Raw genomic sequence first — 17,718 nt, forward strand, 5'->3', positions numbered from 1 at the left:
ACTCACCCGTGGGTGAGGATCTTCGCGGCCGCTTCCAGACCGTCGGGAGTCCCGACGACGACGAGCACATCGTCGGTGGTGAAGGTGAAATCCGGGCCGGGCGAGGGATGCAGCTGACCGGCGCGCATCACCGCGACGATCGAGACCTTGGTGCGGGTGCGCATCCCCGTCTCGCCGAGGGTGCGGCTGACGTAGGGCGACGTCTCGTCGATCGGCAACTGCCGGGTGGTGATGCCGGGCAGGTCGCGGTGGTCTTCTTCCAGCTGGGCGACCAGCTGCGGCGCGCCGAGCAGATTGGCCAGCACGGCCGCCTCGTCGGTGCTCAGCGGAACCTGGGCCGCGCAGGCGTCCGGGTCCGACAGCTTCGACACGATCAGGTCGATGCCGCCGTCCCGATGATCGACCACGCCGATGCGGCGCCCGGAGCGTGCCTGGAAATCCTTGCGTACCCCGATACCCGGTAGGGCGGTGACATCGATGTTCACCGGTCCACCCTAGCGCTTGTCCGGCGCTGCGCCCGGGAACGTCTAGTTGCCGAACAACCCGGGCACGGCGCCGCGGACCAGCAGGACGCCCGCGATCGCCAGCGCCCAGCCGGTCGCGCTGTCGGCGTGCCGGGACAGGAACGCGTCGATGCGGGCCAGCAGCGGTTCGATCCTGGCGTGCAACACCTTCCGCGCACCCATCAGCACCAGCGCGGGCGCGACCATCACCACGCAGTACGCCGCGAGCAACCCGATCGACCCGGCGAGCGGCAGATCGCTGGACACCAGCAACCCGATCGCGGCCAGATAGGGCAGCATCGAGAACAGTTCCAGCGTGCCCGCGCTCACCGCGAGCACCGCCAGCCCGGTGCCCGAGGACTGCGCGTTCAGCGCGCGGGTGCGCCACGCGGCGGTGCGGTCGGGCTCGCCGCGCTCCCGCCGTTTCTTGGAGTCGAAGCGCCACGACACCGCGAACAGCGCAATACCGAGCAGCAGCTGCGGCACCAGCACGATCGGGCTGCGGGTCAGGTCGCCGAACCGCTCCAGCGCCGACCCGACGACGGTGAGCAGCGCCACGCCGACGGCGAAGTAGAAGACGGTGATCGCCGCCAGGTAGGTGAGCAGCCGCCGGGCGGGCGGGCGCTGCGGGGCGAGCAGCAGCCAGATCGGCAGGACCAGGGTGCCGATGCTGGTCGAGTCCACCAGGGCCAGGCCGATCAGGGCCGGAATCAGAATCACGGGTCAAGCGTCGCGTGCGCGGGGCGGGGCGAGCGTCGGCCATCGGATCGATCGCGGGTCCTCCCTTCGGCGGACCTCACCCCCGCACGCGTGTGCTGTGATGGATCGGTGAAGCAGTGGCACGAGTTGTCGATGTGGACACAGGACGTGCTGATCACGGCCTTCATGTTCACGCTGGGCACCGTGCTGTACCTGTCCGGCATCTATCCGCTGGGCAGCCCCAGCAGCCAGACGCCGCTGACGATCCGCTTCGCGATCCTGATCGCGCTGTGCGGCGCGACGCTGATCCGGCGGCGCCGGCCGGTATCGGCGCTGCTGATCGGCGCGGGGCCGATGATCGCGGACCTCCTGCTCGGCCCGAGCGTGCCGGTGTGGCTGGTGTATTCGGATCTGGTCTACGCGGCGGTCCTGTACGGCAGCCGCATCGTCTCACGGGTGACGGCCACGCTGAGCGCGGTGCTGTCGCTGGCGCTCGCGGTGGCGGTTTGGATCGCCGTCGGCGACTGGCATGCCTTCGCCATCGCGATCGCCGCCGCCTTCGCCTTCATCGGCATGCCGGTCTGGTGGGGGTTGCAGGTCCGCCAGCACAAGGAGATCGCCGACGCGGAACACACGCGCGCCCAGGCGATGACGCTGGTCGCCGAACTGGATCGCCGGGCCGCCATCGCCGACGAGCGCAAGACCATGGCCCGCGACCTGCACGACGTCATCGCCGGGCACCTCTCGGCCATCGCCCTGCAGTCCGAGGCCGCGCTCGGGATGTCGGGCGACCTCGATCCGAAGGTCTCGGGCATTCTCGCCTCGATCCGGTCCAACAGTGTCAGCGCGCTCCAGGAGATGCGCACCATGATCGGGCTGCTCCGCGACGACGGCGCCGACGAGGACGTCGCCGCGCCCCGCACGCTGGCCCAGCTGCCGATCCTCGTGGACGCCGCGCGCGCGGCCGGGATCACCGTGCGGGTCCGGGACGCGCTGAACGGGACGACGCTGCCCAGCGCCGTGGATCAGGCCGCCTACCGGATCCTGCAGGAGGCGCTGACCAACGCGATGAAGCACGCCCCGGGCCGGCCGGTGGACATCGATGTCCGCGCCCAGGACACGAGTCTGGTGGTGACCGTGCGTAATCCGGCCCCGAGCCCGCACTTCGCGCAGCCCGATCCCGCCGGGCGCGGGCTGATGAACATGCGTGAACGCGCCGTCGCGCTGGGCGGTTCGTTCACCGCCGAGTTCGCGGGCAGCGACTGGGAGGTCCGTGCCCGGCTGCCCACCGGCTAGCCGATCGCCGGGGCGCGCGATCGGCTCCAATCATCGTGACGCGGGCCACAATCCGGGCCGGTCGCCGGTCGCTTTCCCGCAGGTCGGAGGGCTGTTGCCGATCTCCGCCGCCCGGGTCGCCCGTTGGTCGCTGGGATCATGGGTGCCATGACGCGTATTTTGACAAGACATTGGACGACCATTGCCCCGATTTTGGCCGCCCTGATCTTGGCAATCGCGTGGTTCAGCCATCCGTCCGGACCGGTCATGATCGTGCTGGTGCTGGCCCTGGGCGGCGCGGTGCTCGCGGCCGTGCAGCACGCGGAGGTCGTGGCCCATCGGGTGGGCGAACCGTTCGGATCGCTGGTCCTGGCCGTCGCTGTCACCGTGATCGAGGTCGGATTGATCCTTACACTGATGGCCTCGGGCGGGCCGGACGCCTCCTCGCTGGCGCGCGACACCGTGTTCGCGGCGGTGATGATCACCTGCAACGGCATCGTCGGATTGTCGCTGCTGGTGGCCGCGCTGCGCCGGCGGGTCGCGGTGTTCAACGCCGAGGGCACCGGCGGCGCGCTCGCGACCGTCGCCACCCTGGCCACCCTGAGCCTGGTCCTGCCGACCTTCACCACCAGCAAGCCGGGGCCGGAGTTCTCCGGCTCGCAGCTGGCGTTCGCGGCCGTGGCCTCGCTGCTGCTGTACGGGCTGTTCGTCGCGGTGCAGACGATCCGGCACCGGGAGGACTTCCTGCCGGTCGAGGAGGCCGACCCGGACGACGAGCCGCACGAGCCGCCGACCCTGCGCGCCACCGTCCAGAGCCTGGTGCTGCTGGTGGTCGCGCTGGTCGGCGTCGTCGGCCTGGCGAAGATGGTGTCGCCCGCGATCGAGAGCGGCGTGGCCGCGGCCGGCATGCCGCGCGCGGCCGTCGGCGTCGTGATCGCGCTGCTGGTGCTGCTGCCCGAGACGCTGGCGGCGGTGCGGGTCGCGCGCCGGGGCCGGGTGCAGATCAGCCTGAATCTGGCCCTGGGATCGGCGATGGCCAGCATCGGCCTGACCATTCCGGCGATCGCGCTGGCCACGATCTGGATCTCCGGTCCGCTGACCCTGGGCCTGGGCGCGACGCAGATGGTGCTGCTGGCGCTGACCGTCGTGGTGGGCGCGCTCACCGTGGTGCCCGGCCGGGCGACGCTGCTGCAGGGCGGCGTGCACCTGGTGCTGTTCGCGGCCTTCGTGTTCCTCGCGGTGAGCCCGTAGCGCGTCGTTCCTTCGGCGGATCCGGCCGCGCACCCCGCTGTGATCTGATGATCCGGTGACGATTCGCGTGCTCATCGCCGACGACCACGGTGCCATCCGGGCCGGGCTCCGGATGATCCTGGACAGCGCCGCGGACATCGAGGTGGTCGGCGAGGCCGCTGACGGCGACGTCGCGGTCGCGCAGGCCAAGGCACTGCGCCCGGACGTGGTGCTGATGGACGTGCGCATGCCCGGCGTCGACGGCATCACCGCGACCGAGCGGATCACCGCCGACGGCCTGGCCCGGGTCCTCATCCTCACCACTTTCGATCTGGACGAGTACGTCTTCCGGACGCTGCGGGCGGGCGCGTCGGGCTTCGTGCTGAAGTCCACCTCCGGTGCGGCGCTGGTGGATTCGGTGCGCGCGGTCGCCGCCGGTGACGGCGTGCTCGCGCCGGAGGTGACCAGGGCGGTGATCGGCGCGTTCGCCGCCACCGCGGTCGAGCCCCAGGCGGCCGCGCCGGACGGCTTCGCCGACCTCACCGAGCGCGAACGCGAGGTCCTGGACTGCCTCGGCGACGGCCTGACCAACGCGCAGATCGCCACCCGGCTGTTCATCGGCGAGACCACGGTGAAAACCCATGTCTCCCGGGTGCTTACCAAGCTGGGCGTGCGCTCGCGGGTGCAGGCCGCGATCGTGGCGCGCGAGGCCCGCGAGCAGTAGTCACTCCGGCAGCGGCGCGAACGTGCCGTCCGGTCCGGGCCGGAATTCCTCGACCGCGGTGACCGCCGCCACCGGCAGCGGGCCGTACAGGTGCGGGAAGAGCATCGACTCGGGGTCGGTGGGCACGCCGGGCTCCCATTTCACCTCCGCGTCCAGCCGGGACGGGTCGATCCGCAGCAGCACCAGATCCTGCTTGCCGCGGAACAGGCGGTTGGCCGGCAGGTGCGCTTGCTGCGGCGTGGACAGGTGGATGAATCCGGCCTCGGCCAGCGAGGGCGCGCGATACTCTCCGGTTTGCCGGGCGTTCGACCATTCGTTCAGGTCACAAATGTGAACGAGGGTGTGAGTGTCATAGATCACGGGTAATCTCCCGGTAGACAACTGGATAGGCGAGTTCGAGGAGTGAGCGTGGACGTGTGCGGCACCTGAGGTGAGCTGTTCGCCGTTAGCGAAATACCAGGTCATGTTAGGGAAAACACACCGAATCGTTTACGGGAACAAAGCCCCCGTCCCGAACGTCTGACAGAGTAGTCATACCACTGCTGGGAAGTAGCGGTAGCGAGCCCGCGGAGTGACCACGGGCCCCACACCAGGTGAACGGACTGCAGTGCCGGGAGCCAGGACGGAGGAGTCATGCCAGGAACCCTGACAAGCACCCCACTGACCGCGGTCGATCGTTGCGACCGCTGCGGGGCGGCAGCGCGCGTGCGCGCCACCCTTCCCGCAGGTGGAGAGTTGCTCTTCTGCCAGCACCACGCGAACGAGCACATGGATCGCTTGCGTGAGTTGGAAGCCGTGATCGACACGGAGTCCGCTCCCGCCTTGTAGAGCACAGGTCCGACCTCGCGTCCCGACACAACAGCATCGAACAACAGAACACAGTCTTCACCGGCAGCGGGCGACACCAGTCGCCCGCTGTCGGCGTCCCTGGACAATTTTTGTGCCGCACAACACATTGCGAACGAGGGGATCGACCTGTCTTCCACCCAGGCCACCTACCTGCCCGACCGCCACATGTTCGCCCTCTGGACCTGGAGCGGGCGCACCACCGGGCGCGCGCCCACCGGCATCGGGGACCGCGAGACGCTGCCGCTGGCCGTACCGACGAGCACGCTGGACGCGCTCACGGTCGTCGACGTCGACTGCGTGCTCGTCACCGCGCACGAACTCGCCACACTGGTTGCCGACGAGCCCGGCGCGGCGATCGGCGAACGAGGCGCGTCACTGCGCGTGTGGCAGAACCTGATCCAGTCCGCAGCCGCGCAAGCCGCGCCGGTTGCGCCGGGTTCTGCCGCCGCGGCCGCAGACACCTCCGCGGCGCGAAGCAGGCGCACACCTGCGCCGGGTCCGGGGCCGAGCGATGACGGTACCGACGAGTTCACGCTGCCCATCGCCGCGCACGCGGTGCCCGACGCGGTCGGCACCTCGGTGATCGCCGCGCAGCGCGCGCTGCGGGTCTTCCACGAAACCCAGGCGGCGACAGCGGAAATGGCCTCGGTGCTGAAGGCCGAGCTGCGGCCGTACCAGGCGCGCGGCGTGAGCTGGCTACGGGAGACGACCGAGGCGTTCGGCGGGGCGGTGCTGGCCGACGAGATGGGCCTCGGCAAGACCGTGCAGACCATCGGCTTCCTGGCCGGTCGGGTGGCCGAGGGCCCGCAGCTGGTCGTGTGTCCCACCTCGCTGGTCGGCAACTGGGCGCACGAGATCACCCGGTTCGGGCCGGGGCTGCGGCCGGTGGTGTGGCGTGGCGGCGCGGTGGCGCCCGAGCCGGGCACCGTCCTGATCGCCGGATACCCCACCCTGCGGCTGCACGGGCAGCACCTCACCGGAACCTCCTGGACGACGGTGGTTTTCGACGAGGCGCAGGCGCTGAAGAATCCGCGCACCCAGGTGTCCAAGGCCGCGCGCACGCTCACCGCCGGCGCCAAGGTGGCGCTGACCGGCACCCCGGTGGAGAACCATCTCGAAGAGCTGTTCGCCCTGCTCAACCTGGTCGCGCCCCGGCTGTTCGCGCACCGCACCCAGTTCCGCCGCCGGTTCGTCCGGCCCATCCAGGACGGGTCGGCCACCGCCGCCGCCCGGCTGCGCGACGCCATCGAACCGGTGGTGCTGACCCGCAAGAAGACTCAGGTCGCCGCATCGCTACCCGCCAAGATCCACACCGACCTGCTCTGCGACCTCACCCCCGAGCAGGAGAAGCTCTACGACCAGCTGCTGGACCGCGCCGTCGATGACGGCTTCGGCTCCGGCGCGCAACGCCAGACCCGCGTGCTTGCCGCGCTCACCGCGCTCAAACAGGTGTGCAACCATCCCGGACTCATCACCGGCGAGCTCGGCGAATTGGCGGGTCGCTCCGGCAAACTCGATCTGTGCACCGACATCGTCGGGGCCAATCTGGAGAACGACGCGCCCACCCTGATCTTCACCCAGTACCGCCAGACCGGCGAGCTGCTGGTGCGCCACCTGGCCGAACAGTTCGGCGTCACCGCGCCGTTCTTCCACGGCGGGCTCAATCAGGAGCAGCGCGGCGCGATCGTCGCCGGTTTCCAATCCCCTGACGGCCCACCGGTCCTGGTGCTGAGCCTGCGCGCCGCGGGCACGGGTCTCACGCTGACCCGGGCCGCCGATGTCATCCATTTCGATCGCTGGTGGAATCCGGCCGTGGAGGCGCAGGCCTCCGACCGCGCGCACCGCATCGGGCAGACCCGCACGGTCACCGTCACCACGCTCACCTCCGGCACCACCGTGGAGGAGCACATCGCGGGCATGCACGACCGCAAAGCCGCCCTCACCGATCTGTCCGATACCGCGGGCATCGCCGCGCTGGCCCGACTGGACGACGAGCAACTCGTGGAAATCCTGCGCCGGAAGCGAGACAACTGATGCCGGACAACGACTTCGGATACACCGCCTGGGGCAAGGACTGGCTGCGCCTGGCCGAACCGCTGCGCCAGACCCGCCCCGACCCGCTGCTCCCCCGGGCGCGCTCCATCGCGCGCAACGACGGGGTCCAGCTCACCATCGAGGGCCGCGATGTCCGCGCGTCCATCCATCGCGGCGGCCAAGCCTCGGTGACCCACGTCGAGGTGGCTCCGCTGGACCGCGCGGCCGTGACCGCGATCGCCGGGCTGCTGCCCGACCCCACGGTCCTCACCGACGAGATGCACCGCGCCCTCGCCGACGCGGGCCTGACCCCCACCCCGGTGCTGGCCGCCACGGACTGCTCCTGCTCGGCCCGCAACCCACGCTGCGTGCACCTGCTGTCAGTGCTCTACGAACTGACCCGGCGGGTGGACCAGAACCCACGCCTGGCCCTGGAACTCCAGGGCTATTTCGAGGCGGCCCATCAGGACTCGTCGATCCCGGCCGAGACGCCCCGCTGGACTCCGATCAACAGCCTCGACCCGGCGGCCTACTTCGAGGTCGTCTGAGGGACCCTGTGCGGGTCTGTTAGCCCTGCGTGTCGGTGAAGGTGACGCGGACGGTGACCGGAGCGGTCTGCAAGGTGGCGAACATCGATCGGGTCAGCGGAGCCAGCGCGGGGTGCGGGGCGAAAGTGGTGGCGCGGGCGACCACGTCGTCCTCGGGCCGGAATTCGGCGATGCCCGGCCGCCAGCGGTCGCCCTGGCGCACGGTGACGTTCGGGTTCGCGGTCAGGTTCAGGCCCCAGCCCGAGCGGGTGCCGTGCATGCAGATGATCCACGCGCCGTCGTCGTCGAACAGCACCGAGACCGGAACCCGGCGCGGCTGACCGGATTTGCGGCCGATGGTCTCGAGCTCGGTGGCGAGGGTGGTGCGCACTCCGACGCGGTCCAGCAGGCGCACCGCGGGGTTCATGACGTAGCGGCCGAGGGCGCGCTCGCGGCGGAACTTGCGGGCCAGCTTGTCGGTGGCGGGCGCGGCGGATCGCTTGGCGCGGAAGGCGTCCACGCCGTGATGGCGGATCATGTGCGCGGCGGTGCGCCAGGACGAGCGGCCCGGATCGGGATCCGCCCCGGACCCGATCAGATGCAGCTGATCGGTGTGCCATTGTAGATCGAGCGCGCCGTCGAAAGCCTTGATGTTGCCGTTGGCGGCCAGCCGCGGCGGTAGCCCCAGCGTGATGAAGGGCGAGCGCAGAACCTCGGTGCGGCCCTCCAGCAGATCGCCCGCGGCGGTGGGGAACACGGCGGCCGGCCGGCCCAGCCCGACGATGTCGCACACGCCCGATCCGACCGCCTCGGTCATCGCGGCCGCGCTGCGGAACCCGCCCGTCACCGCGATCGGTGTCGATCCGGCCACCCGCCGCACGGTTTCGGCGTAATCCAGGAAGTACGCTTCGCGCGCCTTGGTGCTGGCCGCGACCTGGCGCGGCCGGCCCATCATGGCGGGCGATTCATAACTGCCACCGCTGATCTCGATCAGGTCGACCGCTTCGGCGGCCAGCCGCGCGACGACACCCTGGGACTCTTCCTCGGTGAACCCGCCCCGCTGGAAATCGGCCGAGTTCAGCTTGATGCCCAGCGCGAAACCGGGGCTCACCTGCGCCCGAATCGATCGCACGACCTCGAGCACGAACCGCGCGCGGCGCTCCGGGTCGCCGCCCCAGGCGTCGGTGCGCTGGTTGGCGATCGGCGAGAGGAACTGCGAGACCAGGTAGCCGTGCGCGCCGTGGATCTGCACGCCGTCGAAGCCCGCGGCCTCCACCACCCGCGCCGCGGTGCCGAAGCGGCGGATGATGTCGAGGATCTCGTCCTCGGTGAGCGCGCGCGGTGTGGGCAGCCCGGGGATCGTCAGCGCGATCGCCGAGGGCCCGACCGGGCGGTGCCGGGTGACGATCGGATTGGCCTGGCGGCCGGGATGATTGAGCTGGACCCACACCGGCGTGCCGCCGTCCTTGCCCGCCTTGGCCCAGCGGGTGAGCGCGCCGAGGTGCCGCTCGTCCTCGACGGCTACATTGCCGGGCTCGCCGAGGTGGCGGCTGTCCACCATCACATTGCCGGTGACGACGAGCCCGAAGCCGCCCGCGCCCCACCGGCGGAAGAGCCGCTCCAGGCGCTCGTCGGGCGCCAGGTCCTGGTTGCCGAGCCCCTCGCTCAGGGCGGACTTCATGATCCGGTTGGGCAGCGCCTGGCCGCAGGCCAGCGGAAGGGGATCGTGCAGGGTCGGCATTGCTGGGCCCGTTCGTCGAGATCGGCTTCGAGTAGACCGATCGGTGTACCGCGACGGTAGTACACCGATCGGTTTACATCAACCGTAGACTGGGGCTCGACAGCCGACGAGGGAAAGGGGCGCGCATGGCCGCCAGGGACAAACTCTTGGCCAGTGCGATCGATCTGATGCGCCGCCACGGCATCGCCGGCACCGGCATCGCGCAGTTGCTCGACCACAGCGGCATCTCCCGCCGCACGGTCTACCTGAACTTTCCCGGCGGCAAAGCCGAGCTGGTCGCGGAGGCGACCCGGGTGGCGGGCGAGGCGACCAGCGCGGTCATGCGCACCTTCACCGCCGGCGCGGATGTCGCCACCTGCCTCGCGGCCTACCCCGCCATGTGGCGAGAAGCCATGCTCGCCAGCGATTTCACCGCGGGCTGCCCCATCCTGGCCGCCGCCCTGGGCCGCGCCGAATCCCCGGCCGCCGCGGACGCCGCGGCCGCGAGCTTCCTGGACTGGGAGGAGATCCTCGCCGAACGCCTGCGCGCCGAGCAGGTCGAACCCGACACCGCCCGCTCCCTGGCGACCACCATCATCGCCGCCGTGGAGGGCGCGGTCGTGATGTCGCTGGCGCAGCGCTCCGCGGCGCCGCTGGAACGCACCGGCAAGCACGTGGCCGAACTCGTCGCCCAGCACACCCGCAAGGCTCCGGTCGAGGGCTGAGTTCCGCGATCGGACCATTCGACCGCACGAACGCGGGTCACTCGGCACAACGTTCACATCGGCCGAGCGGCACGATCGCCCGGACCGGCCGCTTACCGACGGCGCAGGCAGGCGATGCGCTCGGCGAGCTGATCCGCCGTCGCCAGCGCGGTGGGCGGGCCACCGCACTCCTTGCGTAATTCACCGTGGATGACGCCGTGCGGCTTCCCGGTGCGGTGATGGTGCATCGCGACCAGGCTGTTCAGCTCCCGGCGCAGCTCACCGAGCTTGTCGGCGGTCGCGACCCGCTCGGTGGCCGTCGCGACATGGGCCGAGGTTTCGGCGGTCGCGGCGGCGCTGCGTTCGGAGACCTGCTTGGACTGGCGTTCGCGCAGCAGCGCCCGCATCTGCTCGGCGTCGAGCAGACCGGGGATGCCGAGGTAGTCGGCTTCCTCCGCGCTGCCGGCGATGGTGGCGGTACCGAACGAATTGCCGTCGTAGATCAGCTGATCGAGTTCGGCGTCGGCGTGCAGCGCGACGAACTTGCGCTCCTCGTCGCCGGGTTCGTCCTTCTGCTTGTTCGCGTCGATCAGCAGTTCGTCGTCGAGCGCGTTCTTCTCGCGGTGCGGCTTGCCGATGATGTGGTCGCGCTGCAATTCCAGCTGTGCGGCCAGATCCAGCAGCACCGGCACCGAGGGCAGGAACACGCTGGCCGTTTCCCCGGGCCGCCGGGCACGCACGAAACGGCCGATCGCCTGCGCGAAGTACAGCGGCGTGGACGCGCTCGTCGCGTAGACACCGACCGCGAGGCGCGGCACGTCGACGCCCTCGGATACCATCCGCACGGCCACCATCCACGGCTGCGTGCTCGCGGCGAACTCCCCGATGCGATCCGAGGAGGAGGGGTCGTCGGAGAGCACAAGCGCGGGCTTCTCCCCCGAAATGTGTTCGAGCAGTTCGGCGTAGTCGCGGGCGCGTTCCTGATCGGTCGCGATGACCAGGCCGCCGGCGTCCGGCATGCCGGTCGAGCGGAGCTGGCGCAGCCGGGTGTCGGCGGCGCGCAGGACCGCGGAGATCCAGTCGCCGGCCGGGTCCAGCGCGGTGCGCCAGGCGCGGGCGGTGTGCTCGGCGCTCAACGGCTCGCCGAGGCGGGCGGTGTACTCCTCGCCCGCGCTGTCGCGCCAGTGCGCCTCACCGGAATAGGCCAGGAAGACCACGGGCCGCACGACGCCGTCGGCGAGCGCCTCGGCATAGCCGTAGGTGTGGTCGGCGCGGGACTGCGGCAGGCCGCCCTCACCGGGTTCGTAGGTGACGAACGGGATCTGGCTGTCGTCGGAGCGGAAGGGGGTACCGGTGAGGGCCAGTCGCCGGGTCGCGTCGCCGAAGGCTTCGGCGGTCGCCTCGCCCCAGCTCTTCGCGTCGCCCGCGTGATGGATCTCGTCCAGGATCACCAGGGTGCGGCGGCGTTCGGTGCGCACCCGGTGCCGCGCGGGATGCGAGGCCACCTGGGCGTAGGTGACGACGACGCCGTGATAATCGCCGGAGGTGCCGCCGGTGGCGTTGGAGAAGCGCGAATCCAGCTGGATGCCCACCCGGGCGGCGGATTGCGCCCACTGGTGCTTGAGGTGCTCGGTCGGCGCTATGACCGTCACCTGGTCGACGGTGCGGTCGGCCAGCAGTTCGGAGGCCACGCGCAGCGCGAAGGTCGTCTTACCGGCGCCGGGAGTGGCGACGGCTAGGAAGTCACGCGGTTTGGACGCGAGGTATTTCGTCAGCGCGCGGCGCTGCCAAGCGCGTAGCTGGCCAGCTCTGCCCGACGCTCCGGAATCGCCCGGCGAAGCTTCATTAGTCGCCGCAGCGCCACCCGACCCAGTCACGCAGAAGACCCTAGCGGGCGGAGTCGGCGTGTTGCCAAACCGACGCGGCGGGGGCGATCGGCATCACAGGCCGACCGGGCACAACATCCCTGTTCGGCCGGTCGACACGGCGTGTCTGGCCAGTGTGGGCCACGTCCCCCGTGCGACAAAGCAGTGCCGGGGCGTGTCATGCGCGATGCTGTACACACCATGAACGACCCCGAGCCCGACGCGAGTGAACCGCTGCCGATCCACAGCGGCGGCGGTGGCGCGCGTTCGTCACGTCTGGGATTGCTGCGGCGTCGCCTGCGCCGCGCGGCCCGCCGCAGCCGGCGCGTCGTCGTCCGGGTGGCCCAGAAGTCGTGGAACAACTCGATCTTCACGAAATCGGCGGCCGCCGCGTTCTGGCAGACCTTGTCGCTCGCGCCGCTGCTGCTCGGCGTGCTCGGCAGCCTGGGCTACGTCGGCGGCCTGTTCGGGCCGGACACGGTCAACATCGTCGAGTCCAAGATCCTCGCCTTCAGCCGCGAGTTGTTCAGTAGCGCCGTGGTCACCGACCTGATCGAACCGACGGTGAACGACGTGCTCGGGCGCGGGCGCGGCGCGGTGGTGTCGTTCGGGTTCGTGCTGTCGCTGTGGGCCGGGTCCTCGGCGATGTCGACCTTCGTGGACTCCATCGTCGAGGCACACGGTCAGCAGGACGCGCGACATCCGGTGTGGCAGCGCATCTTCGCGCTGCTGCTGTACGTGGGGTTCCTGATCGCGTCGGTGATCCTGCTGCCGCTGGTGGCGCTGGGCCCGCGGCTGGCCGGGCGGGTGCTGCCCGACATGTGGCGCGAGACGGGCATCCGGCTGCTGGACAGCTTCTACTATCCCGGCGTCGGCCTGCTGTTGATCGTCGCGCTGGCCACGCTCTACAAGCTGGCGCTGCACCGGACGCTCCCGTGGCACCGCCTGTTCTGGGGCGCGGTGGTGGCGGCCGTGTTCTTCATGGCGGCCAGCGAGGGCCTGCGCCGGTACCTGTCCTGGATCAACGAGACCGGCGTCACCTACGGCGCGCTCGCGACGCCGATCGCGTTCCTGCTGTTCACGTATTTCCTCGGCTTCGCCGTGATTCTCGGCGCCGAGTTCAACGCCACCATCCAGGAATTCTGGCCCGCCCGCGCGACGCGGCTGGAGCAGATGAAGGAGTGGCTGGCCAACCAGGTGCGCGGCGACGACGAGGACGACCCCGGCACGGAAACCGGGGCCGAGGACTACGGGACTCAGTCGCCCTTGCGCAGGCCCTTGTAGACCTCCTCGCAGGCCGGGCACACCGGCGAGCCGGGCTTGGCCGAGCGCGTCACCGGGAACACCTCGCCACACAGGGCGACCACGTGGGTGCCCATGACGGCGCTCTCGGCGATCTTGTTCTTCTTCACGTAGTGGAAGAATTTCGGGGTGTCGTCGCCCGTCGTCTCGTCGGTCGTCGTATCCGGGCGAACCAGGGTGTCGGTACTCACGTCCTCCATGATGCCGCATTCCCCCGGGGGCGGCCGAGCGCGGCCGCCGATTGTGGAACACTCGGAGCTATGCAGCAGTACGGCGACACCCCGGACGCCGACGACATCGGCAGCGGTGTTCGCCCAGACGTCTCCATGCCAGACCCCAAGCCCGCCTCCCGCGGATTCTTCCCCGGCAACGACGACAAACACCCGGTCCTGATCACCGAGGCCGCGCCCTCGCTGGAAGACCAGCACCGCGCCCGGGTCCGCAGGTACACGATCATCATGGCCTTCCGCATCCCCTGCCTGGTGCTGGCCGCGATCGCCTACAGCCTGTGGGAGAACTGGGTCATCTCACTGCTGATCATCGGCGTGTCCATCCCGCTGCCCTGGATCGCGGTGCTGATCGCCAACGACCGCCCGCCGCGGAGCAAGGACGAACCCAGCCGCTGGGACGGCCGCAAGCAGGCCGCCCTGGAGTCGCGGCCGCACCGCGCGATCGAGAACTAGACCGGCACCGCCGTTTTCGGCCGGCGGATGACGATGGACATCAGCGCCGCGATCCCGCAGAGCCCGCCCGCGACGTACCAGGCCAGGTCGTAGCTGCCCTGGATGTCGCGGACCACCCCCGCGCCGGTCGCGGCGATCGCGGCCCCGACCTGGTGCGAGGCGAACACCCAGCCGAAGGCGATCGGCCCGTCGTCGCCGAACAGTTCCCGGCACAGCATCACCGTCGGCGGGACGGTGGCGATCCAGTCCAGGCCGTAGAAGATGATGAACACCCACATGCTGGGTTCGGTGTCGGGCGCGAACAGCGACGGCAGGATCAGCAGCGACAACCCGCGCAGCGAGTAGTAGCCCAGCAGCAGGTAGCGCGGATCGACCCGGTCGGTGAGCCAGCCGGAGAAGATCGTGCCCACCACGTCGAAGATGCCGATCAGCGCGAGCAGGCCGGCGGCCATGGTCTGCGGCATGCCGTGGTCGTGGGCGGCGCTGACGAAATGCGTGCCGACCAGTCCATTGGTGGACATGCCGCACACCGCGAATCCGCCTGCCAGCAGCCAGAACCCGGGCCGGCGCGCGACCTGGCCGAGCACCGTCAGGGCGCGCAGCGCGCCGCCGATCGGCGGTTTGCGCAGCCCGACCGTGCTGCTCGGTTCCGCCCCGTAGGCGGTGACGCCCGCGTCGCTGGGGAAGTCGCGCAGGAACAGCAGCACCAGCGGCACCACCGCCAGTGCCGTCCCGGCCACGATCAGCGACGGCAGCCGCCAGCCGTGGTCGTGGGCGACCGCCGCGACCAGCGGCAGGAAGATCAGCTGTCCGGTCGCACCCGCCGCGGTCAGCACGCCGGTGACCAGGCCGCGCTGCCGCACGAACCAGCGGCCGGTAACGGTGGCCACCAGCGCCATCGACATCGAGCCCGTCCCGACGCCGACCAGCAGACCCCAGGTCGCCACCAGCTGCCAGGACTGGGTCATGAACACCGTCAGCCCGCTGCCCGCCGCCACCAGCACCAGCGCGCAGGCGACCACCTTGCGGATGCCCAGCCGTTCCATCAGCGCGGCCGCGAACGGCGAGATCAGGCCGAACAGCAGCAGATTCAGCGACACCGCGGTGCCGATGGTGCCGTGCGACCAGCCGAACTCCTCGTGCAGCGGGGTCATGAGCACACTGGGCACCGACCGGAACGCGGCCGCGCCGATCAGTGTCAGGAAGGTCACCCCGGCGACCAGCCAGGCCGGGTGCAGGCCGCGGCGGGGCGGAATCTCGGTGGCGTCCACGGGATCCCGGGCGTCGGCGGAGGCTCGTAATTCGGTCACCGGAACAGCGTGCGGGAAAGCGAGGTTCCGAACGAGTGGCCTGAATGACACAATGCGTAAATATCTAGCCACACCCGGAGGGGGAGCATGACCACACCGCACCGCGTCGCCGTGCTGGCGCTCGCGCCCGTCGTCGGCTTCGACATGACGATTCCGACGATGGTGCTGGGCGCCGCCAAGACCGCCGCCGGCGACAAGCTCTACGACGTGCGAATCTGCGGGTTGTCCACCGAGCCGGTGGAATCCACCGGCGGTTTCGCCGTCACGCCCGCGCACGGCCCGGAGTTGCTGGCCACCGCCGACACGGTGATCATCCCCGGCACCCAGATTCCGGGGCCGCGCCGCGCGGGTACCCTGCCCGCCGAGCTCGCCGCCGCGCTCGCGACGATCCGGCCGGGCACCCGGATCATCTCGATCTGCACCGGCGCTTTCGTGCTCGCCGCCGCCGGCTACCTGGATGGGCGGCGCGCCACCACGCACTGGTCTTTCGCCGAGGAGTTCCGCGCCCTGTACCCGCGGGTGCGGCTCGACGACAACCTGCTCTTCGTCGCCGACGACGAAAAGCTCTGCACCGCCGCCGGTCTCGCGGCGGGCATCGATCTGTGCCTGCATATTCTGCGCACCGATCACGGCAGCGAGGTCGCCAATCGGGCCGCGCGCTACTGCGTGGTCCCGCCGTGGCGCGAAGGCGGGCAGTCCCAGTTCATCGATCGGCAGGTGCCCGACCCGGGCTCGGACGGGACCGCACCGACCCGCGCCTGGGCGCTGCGTCACCTCGATGCCGAGCTCGACCTGGCGACGCTGGCCGCGCACGCCCGGATGAGTGTGCGCACCTTCACCCGTCGCTTCAAAGCCGAGACCGGGCTGGCGCCGGGGAGCTGGATTCTGCAGCAGCGGCTGCGGCACGCGCGGCACCTGCTGGAGACCACCGACCTGCCGGTCGACGCCGTCGCACACGCGGCCGGGCTGGGCACCGCGCATTCGCTGCGCCACCACATGCGGGCCGAGCTGGGGCTGGCGCCGTTGGCCTATCGCCGGACCTTCCGCGCGCGGCCGAGTCAATCCGGGCCGCGCGCAACGGTTTCCGTCGGTCAGGTGGACACCGTCGGCTGATCGAATCCGGCAGAACGTCTAATCGCTAACTCGCGCAGACTCTTTCGAGCATTCGAAGGGATATACCGGACGAATCACCTTCTTCCGGTTGCTGTCTCGGCCAGTCGCCCGATTGTCCTCGACAGCCGCACCGGCGCGACCTACTGTGTGCCGGGAAACCGACGAGCGCGGCCCGGCCCGCGCCACGGGTGCGGGCCCGCTTCCCGCAGTACTCAGGAGACAACATGATCAGGTGGGTCTGGGCGTTTCTCGACCGTCCCGCGCAACGATTCGACGCATGTGTGGCCTTCTGGTCCACCATCACCGGCACCGCGCCCTCCGAGCGCCGCGGCGCCGACGGCGAATTCCTCACTCTGCTACCGGATCCCGCGCTCTTCGCCGCCGCCGGCATCAAGATGCAGTCGGTGACCGGCCTGGGCGGGGTGCACCTGGACTTCGACGTCGAGGACATCCCCGCGGCGGTGCGCTGCGCGCTGGACCTGGGCGCCGACCTGGTCGCCAACCATCCCGGATACGCCGTCCTGCGCTCCCCCGCCGGTCAGCTCTTCTGCTTCACTCCCGCGGGTCCCGCCAAGAGCCACCCCGCCCCCGCCGTCGCGGCCCCCGACGGCTCGCTGTCGCGCCTGGACCAGGTCTGCCTGGATATCGGCACCTACGACTACATCGCCGAATCCCGCTTCTGGACCACCCTCACCCACTGGGACCACTCCGCGGCCACCCTGCCCGAATTCTCCCGCCTGCGCCCCAAGGAACCCCTCCCCGTCCAATTCCTGCTGCAGCGCCTCAACGAGGACCGCACGGCCACCGCCCACATCGACCTCGCCTCCTCCGACATCAAGGCCACCGCCGCCTGGCACACCACCTTGGGCGCGACCATCACCGAACGCCACCAGCACTGGATCGTCATGGCCGACCCCTCCGGCGCCCCCTACTGCGTCACCGGCCGCGACCCGAACCCCCGCTGACAGCCGCGCGCCGGGTTCGGACGGACAGGCACCCCCGAACCCGGCCACTTGGTCGCCCGGAACCCTCGCCGACTGCCAAGACACCGCATCGGCGGCTCACCGGGCCCGAGCTGAATCGCGGTCGCGGCAGCGGGCATAAGCAGCGACAGGGCGTCACGACCGCGCCTCACCGGACCCGCACGAACCGCGTCACGGCCACCGATCCAGCCGCGAAG

General features: G+C 70.5%; 18 protein-coding genes. 11 read left to right on the plus strand and 7 right to left on the minus strand.

Annotation, left to right across the window (positions count from 1 at the left end):
• Positions 1 to 2 precede the first annotated feature (2 nt).
• Both AB0I43_RS21245 and AB0I43_RS21250 read right to left on the minus strand, forming a co-directional pair.
• Positions 3 to 485, minus strand: a complete 483-nt coding sequence (locus AB0I43_RS21245) for a cation:proton antiporter regulatory subunit (RefSeq protein ID WP_356975454.1) — start codon at positions 483 to 485, stop codon at positions 3 to 5.
• 42 nt (positions 486 to 527) lie between these two features.
• A complete protein-coding gene (locus tag AB0I43_RS21250) occupies positions 528 to 1,223 on the minus strand; it encodes a GAP family protein (protein ID WP_356975453.1) in 696 nt (231 codons plus the stop codon).
• Between the two features lie 108 nt (positions 1,224 to 1,331).
• Here AB0I43_RS21250 and AB0I43_RS21255 point away from each other — a divergent pair, with 108 nt between their 5' ends.
• The 3 genes from AB0I43_RS21255 (at position 1,332) to AB0I43_RS21265 (ending at position 4,431) form a co-directional block, all read left to right on the plus strand.
• Positions 1,332 to 2,498, plus strand: a complete 1,167-nt coding sequence (locus AB0I43_RS21255) for a histidine kinase (protein ID WP_356975451.1) — start codon at positions 1,332 to 1,334, stop codon at positions 2,496 to 2,498.
• Between the two features lie 147 nt (positions 2,499 to 2,645).
• Entirely contained in the window at positions 2,646 to 3,728 is a 1,083-nt protein-coding gene (locus tag AB0I43_RS21260) for an ionic transporter y4hA (RefSeq protein ID WP_356975449.1), read from the plus strand.
• A gap of 55 nt (positions 3,729 to 3,783) precedes the next feature.
• Positions 3,784 to 4,431: a response regulator transcription factor gene (locus AB0I43_RS21265; protein ID WP_356975448.1), complete on the plus strand. Its 648-nt coding sequence runs from the start codon at positions 3,784 to 3,786 to the stop codon at positions 4,429 to 4,431.
• Here AB0I43_RS21265 and AB0I43_RS21270 read toward each other — a convergent pair whose 3' ends face one another.
• Complete coding sequence (locus tag AB0I43_RS21270; protein WP_356975446.1) at positions 4,432 to 4,791, minus strand: DUF952 domain-containing protein; 360 nt, start codon at positions 4,789 to 4,791, stop codon at positions 4,432 to 4,434.
• 273 nt (positions 4,792 to 5,064) lie between these two features.
• Here AB0I43_RS21270 and AB0I43_RS21275 point away from each other — a divergent pair, with 273 nt between their 5' ends.
• The 3 genes from AB0I43_RS21275 (at position 5,065) to AB0I43_RS21285 (ending at position 7,862) form a co-directional block, all read left to right on the plus strand.
• Positions 5,065 to 5,259 (plus strand): hypothetical protein, encoded by a 195-nt coding sequence (locus tag AB0I43_RS21275; RefSeq protein ID WP_033087939.1) that lies wholly within the window; start codon positions 5,065 to 5,067, stop codon positions 5,257 to 5,259.
• Between the two features lie 186 nt (positions 5,260 to 5,445).
• Positions 5,446 to 7,314 (plus strand): DEAD/DEAH box helicase, encoded by a 1,869-nt coding sequence (locus AB0I43_RS21280; protein ID WP_356975444.1) that lies wholly within the window; start codon positions 5,446 to 5,448, stop codon positions 7,312 to 7,314.
• On the plus strand, positions 7,314 to 7,862 hold the full coding sequence (locus AB0I43_RS21285) for a hypothetical protein (protein WP_356975443.1): 549 nt from the start codon (positions 7,314 to 7,316) through the stop codon (positions 7,860 to 7,862). The genes AB0I43_RS21280 and AB0I43_RS21285 overlap by 1 nt, the downstream gene beginning before the upstream one ends.
• 19 nt (positions 7,863 to 7,881) lie before the next feature.
• On the opposite strand, the gene AB0I43_RS21290 is transcribed toward AB0I43_RS21285, so the two are convergent.
• On the minus strand, positions 7,882 to 9,582 hold the full coding sequence (locus AB0I43_RS21290; protein WP_356975441.1) for a nitroreductase family deazaflavin-dependent oxidoreductase: 1,701 nt from the start codon (positions 9,580 to 9,582) through the stop codon (positions 7,882 to 7,884).
• Positions 9,583 to 9,707: 125 nt separating this feature from the next.
• On the opposite strand from AB0I43_RS21290, the gene AB0I43_RS21295 reads away from it, so the two are divergent.
• The gene (locus tag AB0I43_RS21295; RefSeq protein WP_356975439.1) at positions 9,708 to 10,286 is read left to right on the plus strand and encodes a TetR/AcrR family transcriptional regulator; all 579 of its coding nucleotides are present in this window, start codon (positions 9,708 to 9,710) and stop codon (positions 10,284 to 10,286) included.
• A gap of 92 nt (positions 10,287 to 10,378) precedes the next feature.
• Here the strand turns inward: AB0I43_RS21295 and AB0I43_RS21300 are convergent, their stop codons facing one another.
• The gene (locus AB0I43_RS21300) at positions 10,379 to 12,040 is read right to left on the minus strand and encodes a DEAD/DEAH box helicase (protein WP_356975792.1); all 1,662 of its coding nucleotides are present in this window, start codon (positions 12,038 to 12,040) and stop codon (positions 10,379 to 10,381) included.
• Between the two features lie 291 nt (positions 12,041 to 12,331).
• Here AB0I43_RS21300 and AB0I43_RS21305 point away from each other — a divergent pair, with 291 nt between their 5' ends.
• Positions 12,332 to 13,414, plus strand: a complete 1,083-nt coding sequence (locus tag AB0I43_RS21305; protein WP_356975437.1) for a YihY/virulence factor BrkB family protein — start codon at positions 12,332 to 12,334, stop codon at positions 13,412 to 13,414.
• On the opposite strand, the gene AB0I43_RS21310 is transcribed toward AB0I43_RS21305, so the two are convergent.
• Positions 13,387 to 13,623 carry a DUF3039 domain-containing protein gene (locus AB0I43_RS21310; RefSeq protein ID WP_356975435.1) on the minus strand — a complete coding sequence of 79 codons (237 nt, stop codon included), beginning with the start codon at positions 13,621 to 13,623 and terminating at the stop codon, positions 13,387 to 13,389. The two genes, AB0I43_RS21305 and AB0I43_RS21310, sit on opposite strands and share 28 nt — an antisense overlap.
• A 135-nt stretch (positions 13,624 to 13,758) precedes the next feature.
• On the opposite strand from AB0I43_RS21310, the gene AB0I43_RS21315 reads away from it, so the two are divergent.
• Complete coding sequence (locus AB0I43_RS21315; RefSeq protein ID WP_356975790.1) at positions 13,759 to 14,115, plus strand: DUF3099 domain-containing protein; 357 nt, start codon at positions 13,759 to 13,761, stop codon at positions 14,113 to 14,115.
• On the opposite strand, the gene AB0I43_RS21320 is transcribed toward AB0I43_RS21315, so the two are convergent.
• Complete coding sequence (locus tag AB0I43_RS21320) at positions 14,112 to 15,386, minus strand: MFS transporter (protein ID WP_356975789.1); 1,275 nt, start codon at positions 15,384 to 15,386, stop codon at positions 14,112 to 14,114. The genes AB0I43_RS21315 and AB0I43_RS21320 overlap by 4 nt on opposite strands.
• Positions 15,387 to 15,512: 126 nt before the next feature.
• Between AB0I43_RS21320 and AB0I43_RS21325 the strand changes: the two genes are divergently transcribed.
• Complete coding sequence (locus AB0I43_RS21325) at positions 15,513 to 16,538, plus strand: helix-turn-helix domain-containing protein (RefSeq protein WP_356975433.1); 1,026 nt, start codon at positions 15,513 to 15,515, stop codon at positions 16,536 to 16,538.
• Between the two features lie 224 nt (positions 16,539 to 16,762).
• The gene (locus AB0I43_RS21330) at positions 16,763 to 17,503 is read left to right on the plus strand and encodes a VOC family protein (protein ID WP_356975431.1); all 741 of its coding nucleotides are present in this window, start codon (positions 16,763 to 16,765) and stop codon (positions 17,501 to 17,503) included.
• Positions 17,504 to 17,718 lie beyond the last annotated feature (215 nt).

The sequence above is a fragment of the Nocardia sp. NPDC050435 genome (assembly GCF_040655395.1).
Taxonomy (GTDB): domain Bacteria; phylum Actinomycetota; class Actinomycetes; order Mycobacteriales; family Mycobacteriaceae; genus Nocardia.